Annotated in this window: 8 protein-coding genes and 2 pseudogenes; 2 read left to right on the forward strand and 8 right to left on the reverse strand. The window is 71.9% G+C overall.

Translation table 11 applies throughout. From position 1 onward, the window contains the following. Nucleotides 1-337: pseudogene (locus ABD299_RS23260) on the reverse strand (lantibiotic dehydratase); the annotation flags it as partial. 242 nt (nt 338-579) lie between these two features. Here ABD299_RS23260 and ABD299_RS23265 point away from each other — a divergent pair. Continuing rightward, complete coding sequence (locus ABD299_RS23265) at nt 580-789, forward strand: MbtH family protein (protein WP_344266200.1); 210 nt, start codon at nt 580-582, stop codon at nt 787-789. A gap of 111 nt (nt 790-900) precedes the next feature. Here the strand turns inward: ABD299_RS23265 and ABD299_RS23270 are convergent, their stop codons facing one another. The 4 genes from ABD299_RS23270 to ABD299_RS23285 all read right to left on the reverse strand — a co-directional run bounded on the left by ABD299_RS23270 (nt 901) and on the right by ABD299_RS23285 (nt 7,527). Then, the gene (locus tag ABD299_RS23270; RefSeq protein WP_344266202.1) at nt 901-2,622 is read right to left on the reverse strand and encodes an acyl-CoA dehydrogenase family protein; all 1,722 of its coding nucleotides are present in this window, start codon (nt 2,620-2,622) and stop codon (nt 901-903) included. Nucleotides 2,623-2,695: 73 nt separating this feature from the next. Next, a complete protein-coding gene (locus ABD299_RS23275; protein WP_344266204.1) occupies nt 2,696-3,286 on the reverse strand; it encodes a PadR family transcriptional regulator in 591 nt (196 codons plus the stop codon). A 122-nt stretch (nt 3,287-3,408) separates the two neighbouring features. Continuing rightward, on the reverse strand, nt 3,409-5,709 hold the full coding sequence (locus ABD299_RS23280) for a molybdopterin oxidoreductase family protein (protein ID WP_344266207.1): 2,301 nt from the start codon (nt 5,707-5,709) through the stop codon (nt 3,409-3,411). A gap of 132 nt (nt 5,710-5,841) precedes the next feature. Next, entirely contained in the window at nt 5,842-7,527 is a 1,686-nt protein-coding gene (locus ABD299_RS23285; protein ID WP_344266210.1) for a serine/threonine-protein kinase, read from the reverse strand. Nucleotides 7,528-7,753: 226 nt separating this feature from the next. Here ABD299_RS23285 and ABD299_RS23290 point away from each other — a divergent pair, with 226 nt between their 5' ends. Then, complete coding sequence (locus ABD299_RS23290; protein WP_344266213.1) at nt 7,754-9,331, forward strand: PQQ-dependent sugar dehydrogenase; 1,578 nt, start codon at nt 7,754-7,756, stop codon at nt 9,329-9,331. A 194-nt stretch (nt 9,332-9,525) separates the two neighbouring features. On the opposite strand, the gene ABD299_RS23295 is transcribed toward ABD299_RS23290, so the two are convergent. The 3 genes and pseudogenes from ABD299_RS23295 to ABD299_RS23305 form a co-directional block, all read right to left on the reverse strand. Beyond that, nucleotides 9,526-10,395 (reverse strand): GNAT family N-acetyltransferase, encoded by an 870-nt coding sequence (locus tag ABD299_RS23295; protein WP_344266216.1) that lies wholly within the window; start codon nt 10,393-10,395, stop codon nt 9,526-9,528. A gap of 72 nt (nt 10,396-10,467) precedes the next feature. After that, nucleotides 10,468-11,157: a class F sortase gene (locus ABD299_RS23300; protein ID WP_344266219.1), complete on the reverse strand. Its 690-nt coding sequence runs from the start codon at nt 11,155-11,157 to the stop codon at nt 10,468-10,470. 128 nt (nt 11,158-11,285) lie between these two features. Then, nucleotides 11,286-11,466: pseudogene (locus tag ABD299_RS23305) on the reverse strand (hypothetical protein); the annotation flags it as partial.

Genomic DNA, 11,466 nt, shown 5'->3' on the forward strand with positions numbered 1-11,466 from the left:
CCGCGCTGGGCGTCCAGTTCAGGAACGGCGCGATGCCGGTGCGCAGCACGGTCGGGTTCTGCCAGGCCACCGCTGCCCGGAACCGGGGGCCGGCGGCGATCTCCTGGAGCAGCCCGGCGGTGCGCACGGCCCCCTCGTCGAAGCTCTCGGCGAAGGCGTCCCACTCCGCGCCGGCCAGGGTGTCCCCGGGGCCGAACTTGTCGGCGGCCAGGGCCAGTCCGGGAGGAGCCATGCGCAGCACCCCGTCGGCCGGGAAGCCGGGGCCGCGCAGGGCGAAGTGCTCCCACAGCCGCCATGCCCCCAGGGGCAGGTGCACGTTCTCCGGGACGTCCGACATGGCTGAACTCCTTACAGAGAAAGGACGGCGGGACTCGGTCCCCGGGGGTGCCGGGCGGGCCGTGCGGACCGCCCGGGCCTCGCCCCGACCGCCGAGAACACTGCCGTCGCGCACGGGGGTGCACCAGGGAAGGAAGGGCAGCGGCGACCGCTGCCCGGACTGCGCGTTCGTCTCTGTGGCGGCCCGGCACACACGGGCAGGCTGGAGTCCGTCGACCGAGCGAGTGCGGGAGGACCGAAGCGATGAGCGGCAGCGACAACGACGGTTACCAGGTCGTGCGCAACGACGAGGAGCAGTACTCCATCTGGCCGGTGGCCCGCGAGCTGCCGCGGGGGTGGCACGCGGAGGGCACCACCGGAACCAGGCAGGAGTGCCTTGACCACATCGGCCGGGTGTGGACGGACATGCGGCCGCTGAGCCTGCGTCGGCACATGGCGGATGCGGCCGCGTGAACGGGGGCGTCAGGGCCGGGGTCCACGGGGGTCCCGGCCCTGCCGCGTTGTCAGCGGGGTGACGGCGGCGCCCCGCCACCGCGGGCGGGGCGCCGCATAAGAGGTGCGTTCTCAGGGCCGCATCTCGTAGGCGCCGGACAGGTCCTCGACCCGGGCCCATACGCGGGAGGTGCGCGCGGGGTCGGTGACGGGCCTGCGGACCGCGGCGAGGGCCCACTCCCGCTGGGCGGGGCCCGCGGAGTCCTTGCCGTGCAGTTCGACGGCGTGGGCGGAGAAATCGCGGACGAGGGTGCCGAACAGTTCGTCCAGGACATCGGTGTCGAGCCCGGTGAGCGTGGCCTGTTCCAGGATCAGCTGCCCGTGTACCACCAGTGCGAACAGCCGACCGACGGCCAGCAGGAGGTCCAGGTCCTCGCTCTGCTCCTTGTCCGGGGCGGCGGTGGCGACGAAGTCGCACAGGGCGTCGGCCTGTTCGCGGAAGCGGGCGACGTTGGGCACCTCCGCGTGGGCGTCGTAGGCGGTGCGCCAGTCGTGGAAGCGGACGGCGCCCAGGCCGCGGGCGGGGCCCTGGCGGAAGAGGAAGGCGTCGTCGCCGGCTTCCTGCCTGGTGGGCACGGGCTCGTAGTCGGCCGGGGACAGCAGATGGTTGGCCATGAACTTGAGGATCAGGGCAAGGTTGACGTGGACCGTGCCCTCCAGCTTCGGCAGGCCGCGGATCTCGCTCGCGGCCTGTGAGAAGTAGGTGTCCTTCTCGAAGCCCTTGGCCGCGATGACATCCCACATCAGGTCGATGACCTTCTCGCCCTCGGTGGTCACCTTCATCTTCGTCATCGGGTTGAACAGCAGGTACCGGCGGTCGTCGGGGCCCGCGCCGCGGAAGTAGTCGACGGCCCGGTCGCTGAAGAGTTTCATGCCGGCCAGGCGGACGTAGGCGTCGGTCAGCGCGCGGCGCACGTGCGGGAAGCCGGTGACCGGACGCCCATAGAGAATCCGGTTGTGCGCGTGGGTGACCGCCTCGTACATGGCGTGCTCGCAGATGCCCACCGAGGCGGTGCACAGATTGAACTTGCCGACGTTGACGGTGTTGAGGGCGGCGTCGAAGGCGGCCCGGCCGGTGTGCAGCACGTCCTGGGGCCGCACCGGGTAGTTCTCCAGCCGGAACTCGCTCACGTACTTGGACGAGTCGACGACGTTCCGGACCAGCCGGTAGGCGGGGTGCCGGCTGTCGGCGGCGAAGAAGACGTAGCCGTCGGGCCCTTCGATGCCTGCCAGACGGCCGAAGACGGAGACGAGACCGGCGGCGTTGCCGTTGCCGATGTAGTACTTGGAGCCGTTGGCGAGGAAGCCGCCGCCGGCCTGCGGGGTGAGCACCATGTCGGTGGAGTAGATGTCGGCACCGTGGGTCCGCTCGGACAGCCCGAACGCGAACACCTCTCCCTGATCGAGAAGCCGGGCGGCGCGGGCGCGGGCGTCCGCGTTGTCGCTCTGCCAGACCGGCCCCAGTCCGAGGATGGTGACCTGCCAGGCGTACCAGTAGTCGAGCCCGTAGAAGCCCAGGATCTCGTTCAGGGCGGCGATGCGGGCGGTGTCCCAGCGCTTGTCGGCGTTGCCCGCCGCCTGCTCGGCGGGGGTGAGGAAGGTGGCGAACAGCCCTTCCTTTCCGGCGAAGCTCAGGAAGTCCTCCAGCCAGACCCGGTTGCGGTAGTCCTCCATCAGCTTCCGTTTGCCGCGCTCCTCGAACCAGTCCACGGTCGCCCGCAGCAGCCGCCGGGTCTCGGGGTCGAAGTGGACGGGGTCGTAGGTCCGCGGGTTGAACAGCAGTGTGTCGGCCATGTCGGGGGCCTTCCTGGTCGGAGGGTGGGCGCGGCAGCGGGCAGAGCGGAGGGGAACCGTACGGGGGCCGGGATCAGGTACGGCCCGGCCCGTGGCCGCCGCGGCGCTCCTGCTGTCGGCGCCCGTCCTTGAGGCGGTACAGGGTGGCGAGCACGTCGTCGAGCCAGCCGAGCGTCATGCGCTCATACGCGATGCCGCCGCGCAGGACGGCGTGCTGGAGTTCCTGGCCGGTGTCGAGGGTTGCCGGATCGGGGAAGTCCCGCTGCTCGCCGGCCAGGTAGCGGGCGAGCCGGTCGGCGTGCGCCTCGCGGTGCCGCTCGACCTCGTCGATCAGGGCGGCCGGGTCGTCGAAGGCGGCGCCGCGGATCTTCACGGCGAGGTCGTGCCGGACCCCTTCCAGTTCGACGGGCTCGGCCAGCCACGCGGAGAGCGCGGCACGTCCCGGCTCCGCCACGGAGTACACCTTCTTGCCCGGGGCAGCCTCCTGCGCGACGTGCCGGGCCTCGATCCAGTGGTCGTTCTCCATGCGCTTGAGCACGCGGTAGATCTGCTGGTGGGTGGCGGTCCAGAAGTAGCCGATGGACCGGTTGAACCGCCGGGCCAGTTCGTAGCCGGACCCCGGCTGCTCCAGCAGGGAGACGAGAATCGCGTGCTCGAGTGCCATGCCGGGGATCCTGCTATGCAACTTGTTGCATAGGCAAGAGGCGCCGCCGGGATGAGACGCGCCTCACCCGTCCCGGCCGTGCGGAGGCCGGCCGGGACGACCGCGCCGAAGGGGGGACGGACTCAGCTCGGCGCCGCGGCAGCCGGGACGGCCTCCTGGGCGTCGTCCGCCGATACGGGTGTGATCCGGACCGGGAAACCGTTGAGGACGGCGGTGCCGGACAGCGGGTCGAGGCGGCTGCCGTCCAGCAGCTGGTTGACGTTGACACCGGGATCGGTGGCGGCGGTGGCGAGGCGGGTGCCGGGACGGTCATGCCCCCACCCGTGCGGAAGGCTGACCACACCGGGACGCACGGCATCGGTGATATCGACGGGCACCGTCACTTCCCCGCCGTCGCCACGCACCCGGGCCGAGGCGCCCTCGGCCAGGCCGAGCCGGGCCGCATCGGCGGGATGGACCTGGAGGGTGCAGCGGTTGGTGCCGCCGCGCAGGGCGGGCAGGTTGTGCATCCAGCTGTTGTTGGACCGCAGATGACGGCGGCCGACGAGCACCAGGGCCTCCTCCGGCACGGTCCGCAGAGCGTGGCGCAGCCGGGGCAGGTCGGCGGCGATGGGAGCCGGGCACAGCTCGATCATGCCGGTGGTGGTGCGCAGGACTTCCGGGAGGCGAGGAGCGAGGGGACCGAGGTCGATGCCGTGCGGGTGTTCCAGGAGCCGGGCGAGACGGAGCCCGTCGGGGTCCGCGCCGAAGCCGTCGCCGTAGGGGCCGAGCCGCAGCATGAGATCGAGCCGCCGTTCCGGGCCGTCGTTGCCGGTCAGCTGCGCGGCGAGGACAGCGGGATCCCGGCCGGACACCGGTGAGTGAGGGTCGGCGACGGCCGCGGCGAGCGTGCGCTCGATGACGGTGGTGTCCACGGCCTCGGGGGGAACGGCGGTCCCGTGACCGCCCGCGATCAGGACCAGCCGGGCGAGGATCTCGGATTCGCCGGGCCGGCCGGGTTCGAGGGGCACGGCGGCACGGGTGTAGCGGACCTGGTTGCGGACCGCGAGGGAGTTGAGGGAGAAGTCGAAGTGCGGGGACTGGGCCGGGCGCGGCGGCGGCAGCAGCACGTGTGCGTGGCGGGAGGTCTCGTTCAGATACGGGTCCACGCTGATCATGAGGTCGAGCCCCTCCAGAGCCCGCTCCAGACGCCGCCCGTCGGGGGCGGAGAGCACGGGGTTGGCTGCGACGGTGATCAGCGCGCGGATCCGGCCGGGGCCCGGGGTCTCGATCTCCTCGGCGAGGGCGGCGAGCGGCAGTTCGTTCTTGGCCTCGGGGTGTCCGCTGACGCGACTGCGCCATCGCCCGAGGGCGAAGCCCTTGCCGGGGGCGGCCGGGCGAGGGGCGCGGGCCGTGGCAGCGAGCGGGAACATGGCGCCGCCGGGGGTGTCGAGGTTGCCGGTCAGCGCGTTGAGGACATCGGTCAGCCAGTTGGTGAGGGTGCCGAACTCGACGGTGGAGCCGCCGAGCCGGGTATAGACGGCGGCGCTGGGCGCGGTGGCCAGCTCGTGAGCGAGCGTGCGGATGCCGTCGGCAGGGACATCGCAGTGCGGCGCCACGGCCTCGGGAGTGAACTCAGCGAGCTGAAGGGGTAGTTCGTCCAGGCCGTGGAGGAGCCCGGCCAGGTGCGGGCCGGGGTCGGCGAGATCTTCGGCCAGGAGCGTATGCGCGAGGGCGGCCAGCAGCAGGGCGTCGGTGCCAGGGCGGATGGCCACGTGCCGGTCGGCCAGCTTGGCGGTGCGGGTGCGGCGAGGATCGACGACGGTGAGCCGCCCGCCACGGCGGCGCAGCGCCCGCAGGCGGCCGGGGAAGTCCGGGGCGGTGCACATGCTCCCGTTGGAGTCCAGCGGGTTGGCCCCCAGGAGCAGCAGGTACTCGGTGCGGTCCAGGTCGGGCACGGGGATGGCGTGCGGATCGCCGAGGAGCAGGCCGCTGGAGACGTGCTTGGGCATCTGGTCGAGGGTGCTGGCGGTGTAGAGGTTCCGGGTGCCCAGGGCGCGCACCAGCTGCCCGGGGTAGAGCCCGCCGGCCATGGTGTGGACGTTGGGGTTGCCGAGGACGACGCCGACGGCGTCCGGGCCGTGCTCGGCGATCAGCGGGCGCAGCTCCCGCTCGACGACGGCGAACGCGGCATCCCAGCCCGACACGTCACCGCGCACCAGGGGGCCGGTGAGACGGTCGGGATCGTTGTCGAGCTCGGCGAAGGACGCGCCCTTGGGGCAGATGAACCCGGCACTGAAGACGTCCGCCCGGTCGCCGCGCGCTCCCGTGACCCTGGCCGTGTGCCCTTCGCCCTCCAGCGAGAGGGTGAGCCCGCAGGTGGCCTCGCACAGCGGGCAGACGCGCGCGGCGGTTCGACTCGATCGGCTCTGCGGTCGGCTCATCGGCCCTCCCGGGGCGGTCCGGCATTCGCGGAGGCCCCACCATACCGACCGGTACGCATGCTGTCATCGCCCCTGTGGGTCACCGGAGGGCTTCCCGGACCGCGGACACCCCGGGTCCGTCCGCCGGCCGTCTCAGTCCGCAGCGCCGAAATGGGTCCCGGTCACGTAGCCGTCCTGCGTGCCGACGGCAGCGGCGACGCAGCGGAAGACCCGCAGCCCTTCCGTGTACTGACGCTCGGTAGGCGGCAGCACATCGGCCTCCCACTCACCGGCCGCCAGGTCCCGGCCCGCGGAGTTCAGGGATGCCGCCATGACCCCGGCCGAGCACAGTGCGCGTACCTTCGGATGCCTGCTGAGCTCCCTGTAGTCGTGGGTGTCGCCGTCCTGGGGCAGCGGCGCGACGGCGAAGGTCTCCCACACATGGCTCACCCGGCAGTCCGCTGCGGTGATCGAGACGATGCCGCTGATGATGACCATCCCTCCCCAGCACTCCGGGGTGGTGACGCACTCGCCGCCCACTCCCTCCACGGCGGCCGCGGGACAGCCGTCCGTGGTGGTCGGCACCCCCGGACCCGAGCCCACGGGCACATCCTCCTCCACACCCTCCTCGTCGTCGGCCTCCTGTGGCGGGACCGACGCGTCCGGCCCGGCGGAGGAACCGCCCGCCGGCGGTGAGAGCTGGTTCACCACCACGGTGACCCCGATGCCCACCGTGAGCGAGACCGCGGCGAGCAGGGCGACGAGCCGCGCGCGGCCACCGCGCCGGTCCCCGCGCTCCGGCTCCGCGACCCCGGTGGTCTCCGGCCTCCCACCGGCCGGAACGAACGCCGCCGGATCCGCTTCGGCGGAGAGCGGAGGAGAAGCTCCCGGCGGGTACGGTGACGCGCCACCGCCGCGCGCCTGCGGGGACATGCCGGGTGGCGGACCGAAAACACCGGCGGCGATGAACCCCGGCCCGCTCCCCTCCGCCGGCGAGGCGGACAGACCCGCAGCCGCCGCTTCCACGGCGAAGAGCGCGTCCCGGAACGCCCCGGCGTCGGCCGTCCGGTCAGCGGGATCCGCCGCAAGAGCCCTCAGCAGGACATCGTTCAGCTCGCCCGGCATCCCGGGCAGGGCGGGCACGGGCCGGGTGTGCCGGACGATCAGCTCCGCCAGGCCGAGGTCACCCCCGTCCTCCGGGAAGTACGGCGGGCGCCCGCACAAGAGGGCGTAGAGGGTGGCGGCGAGCGAGTACACATCCCCGGCAGGGGTCGGTTCGGCCATGCGGAACGCCTCGGGAGGAGCGTATGCCGGCGTCAGCGCCTCCCGCGTCACGGACAGTTCCTGCCCCGGCCGGGGGATCGCCGCGAGCCCGAAGTCAGCGAGCGCGACACCGCCGTACCGGTTGATCATGATGTTCCCCGGCTTCACGTCGCGGTGCAGCACCCCGACGGCGTGTGCTGCGGCCAGCGCGTCGGCGATGCCCACTCCGATGTCCCGCACCTCACCCGCCGGCAACGGTCCTTCGCGGCTCAGCCGGTCGGCCAGGGACCCACCGGAGCACAGCTCCAGCACCATGAAAGGGAACCCGCCCTCGCGCACCCCCGCGTCGTGGACCGCCACCACGTGCGGATGGCCGGACAGCTGACCGGCCGCGGTGACCTCGCGCAGGAACCTCTGCCGGTCCCGGTCCGAGGCCAGCACCCGGCTGTCCGCCTTGAGCGCCACCTCGCGGCCCACCGCCAACTGGCGCGCCCGGTACACGGTGGCGAATCCGCCCCGGCCCAGAACGTCCAGGATCTCGTAGCCCGGCAGCTGTATACCGACGTCACTGTGCACGCTGCGCCGTTCCCCCCGTACGAGCCCGCGCCGAATCACTCCCGGCCGGGCAATGGGGGACGACTCTAGCCCAGCCCCCGGACATCTCCCCGGGTGCCGCCACCGGATGACGGAAGCCAGACCGCGCAGAATCCGACGCGTTCCGACTTAATCCTCTGAGATACCCGTGCAAAGATGTGCGGGAGCGCTCCCACCCGTTCCGAGGATCCCCACTCCTGGAGTCGACATGTCGCCAAGACATCGCTGGACCGCCCCGCTGCTGCTGGGACTCTCGTTGTCCCTCGTCCTCCCGCTGTCCGCTTCCGCCTCGCCGCCGTCCGGGCAGGCCACCACCTCCCTCACCGCCGCCGAGGACAGCAGCGGAGACAATGCGGACACCGCTCCCGTCCCGCTGGAGGACATCACGGTGTCCACCGAGCAGATCGCCTTCGGACTGCGGCGTCCGACCTCGATCGCCACCCCCGAGGACGGGACGAACCGGCTCTTCATCACCGAGAAGCTCGGTACCGTCCGCGTCTACCGACCGGACACCGGTCTGGCCACCGAGCCACTCCTGGACATCTCCGACGTGGTGGACGCCTCGGGCAACGAACGCGGCCTGCTGGGCATCGCCACCGCGGCCGACTTCGCCGAGACCCAGGAGCTGTACCTGGCCTACACGGCACTGCCGGACGGCGCGGTGACTCTGGCCCGCTACCGGCTCGACAGCGGTGAGCTCCAGGATCTGCTGGCCCAGGAGCACGCCGAGTACAACAACCACAACGGCGGTCAGCTCGCCTTCGGCCCCGACGGTCACCTGTACTGGAGCATCGGTGACGGCGGTGGGTCCGGGGATCCCTTCAACGCCGGGCAGCGGCTGGACACACTGCTGGGGAAGATCCTGCGCCTCGATGTGAGCGCGGACTGCGACGGCCTCGGGTACTGCGTTCCCGAGGACAACCCGTTCGCCGGGGTCGAGGGCGCCCGCGAGGAGATCTGGCATTACGGGCTGCGCAATCCCTGGCGGTTCTCCTTCGACAGCGCCGACGGCTCGATGTGGATCGCCGACGTGGGACAGGGCCGCTGGGAGGAGGTCAATCATCTCGCCCCCGGGGAAGGCGGGCACAACCTCGGCTGGTCCTGCTACGAAGGGCTGGAGGTCTTCGACCCCGACCAGTGCCTGGACGAGGAGGAGTACACCGATCCGGTCTTCACCTACCCGCTGACCGGGGGCAACTGCGCCGTGATCGGCGGCCACGTCTACCGCCAGGAGGAGTTCGCCCATCTGATGGAGGGCACCTACGTGCTGGCGGACTACTGTTCCTACCGGACATGGGCCATCCGCGAGGACGGCGACGGCGGCTACCTCACGGCGCAGATCGGCGAGATGCCCACCCAGGTCACCGCGTTCGGCATCACGTCCGACGGCGACTGGTACGTCGTCAACGACCTTCCGGGCGGTCTGCACCGGGTCTCGTTCGAAGGACCCGAGCAGGAGGAGCCCGGCACCTGCCATGTGGACTACCGGCCACAGATCTGGGGCACCGGCATGACCGCCGATATCACCCTCACCAACACCGGACCGGATCCGGTCAGCGGCTGGTCACTGGCCTTCTCACTTCCGTCCGGCCACACCCTCGTCTCGGGCTGGAACGCCGTCTTCACCCTGACCGACGGCCTCGCCACGGCCGCCAATGTCTCGCACAATGAGACGATCGCCCCCGGGGAGAGCGTCACGATCGGCTTCCTCACCAGCCACTCGGGCGACACCACTCCGCCCACCCGGTTCTCCCTCAACGGAGACACCTGCACCACCGGGAGCTGACCCCCGGCAGCCTGACGGCGCAGGAACGAGGCTGAGCCCAGGGGCGCCGCCGCGGACGGACCACTCCTCGGCAGCGCCCCCCGCCGGCAGCGCGGACCGGGCCCTCCTCCGCCGGACCGGTCGCCGGAAGAGGGCCCAGTCCGCCACCCGGCGCCCCCCTGGTGCCCGCACCTGAGCCGCGCGGGCGCCGTGCCTCAGGCGGCGTCCCGGAGCCGGTCCCTGACTTCGGGAAGCGGCCGGAAGCCGGCTGACTCGTAGGTGGCGACACCTGCGGTGTTGGATGCCGGGGTGCAGACGACCGCGCTCGACGACCCCAGGTCCCTGAGCGCGGCCGCCGCGGCGAGGGTGATCGCCCTGCCGTAGCCGTGGCCGCGGTGTTCCCGGTGCACGCCCATCGGTTCGATCAGGCCGGGCCTTCCCCGGCCGGCCGACCACACCGTGACCCCCGCCACCGCGTTGTCCCGGTCGTCGTAGGCGACCAGGCACCGGGCGTCGGCGTACGGTGGCCCTGCCGCCATCGCGTGCCAGCGGTCGTCGGTGAACGTGGAACTGTCGAAGGACGCCCGCTGGACGGCGGTGCGGTCATGGGCCCGGTCAGGCCCGATCACCTCGATGCGCACCCCTGGGTCCTGCACCGGCTCCGCGAGGTCGCGGCGCAGCGGTGTCCAGGGCTCGTCGGTGTTCCAGCCGCCCTCGGACAGCAGGTCCTGGATCAGCGCAGTCCTCGGCGCCTCGATGGATGCCTTCCCCTCCGGCAGCACGCCGCGCTCCGGTGCGGTCACATCCGCCACCATCCGCTGCGCCAGTTCCTCGTCCTGGAGGGCGTCCGGCGCGATCGTCAGGCGGAACAGCCGGGTACCGTCCAGCAGTCCCGCGGCGAGGATCTGCCCGTCCCGGCTCCAGGTCCGCAGCGCCGCGACCGTCGCCTCGGGACCGAACCGCCAGAACCAGCCGACATCTCCCGGATGCAGTTGCATGGGCGCACCCTCGTGCTGCCATTCCCGCAGCGCTTCCACGGCCTCGCTCAGCCCGTCAACGTCCGGCGTGTCCAACGCGATTGTCATAGCGTCGATTCCACACCACCGGCTCTACGGCGCGCACCCGAGTTTTCCCGGGCCGTGCGTCCGGTTCCGGTCTCAGGCAGGCTCGACCGAGTCGAGGTGGGCGAAGAGGACCAGGTTGTCCTTGTAGTTCTGCGTCTTCCTGTCGTACTCACCGGCGCAGGTGATCAGCCGCAGCTGAGGCGAGGGGGTGTCGTTGTAGACCAGATCGTCGGGAAAGTCGTCCTTGTCGAACGTCTTGACCTTGTCGATCTTGAAGGTGGCAACGGTGCCGTCCTCACGTGTGATGTTCACCGTGCCCCCGCGCTTGAGGCTGTCGAGCCCGGCGAAGACAGCCGGTCCCGTGGTGGTGTCGAGGTGCCCGACCACGATGGAGGTCCCCCGTTCTCCAGGGCTGGCGCCGTCCTCGAACCAGCCGACGAGGTTCTTTTCCTCCTTGGGTGGCGGATCGAGCCGGCCGGACTCTCCGACGGCCAGGGCGGTGAAGGGAGCGTCGACTCCGATGGCGGGAATCGTGAGCCGCTTCGGCGCGGACCGGGGCAGCTCCAGGTCCGGGGCGGCGGAGGGCGGTTCGGGCGCAGCGGATTCCTCGACGGGGGCGGGGCGAGCCTGCGGCTCCGGGTCCGCCGAGGGGGTCATGGAGTTGAGGATGAGCAGGACACCCACTGCCATCGCTGCCACCGGCAGGATCAAGGCACGGCCGAGTCTGCGGGCCTTGGGGTTCGCCGAGGGCTCGTTCGTCTGGGGCGGCTGCTGGACGGCCATGCGGGGGGAGCGCCTTTCGGTGAGGTGAAGCGATTCAGGGGGAGCCGAGGGAAGGGAGCGGCCGGCCGCGGCTGCCGTCCGGAGACGACGACAGCCGCGGCAGCGCTACGCAGGGGAGATGTGACAGGTCAGGACGCGGCGGAGCCCGTCGCGGTGCGGCGGCGCATCACGACGGCGCCGGCACCGAGGCCGCCGAGCAGCAGCGCGGAGCCCGCAGCCAGGGTGCCGCCCGAGTCCGCCAGGCCGCCGCCACCGGCGTGCACACCGCCGCGCGGCTTCTTGTGGTGACCCTTCCAGTCATGCTTCCGG

This window comes from Streptomyces sodiiphilus, assembly GCF_039529215.1.
Taxonomy (GTDB): Bacteria; Actinomycetota; Actinomycetes; order Streptomycetales; family Streptomycetaceae; genus Streptomyces; species Streptomyces sodiiphilus.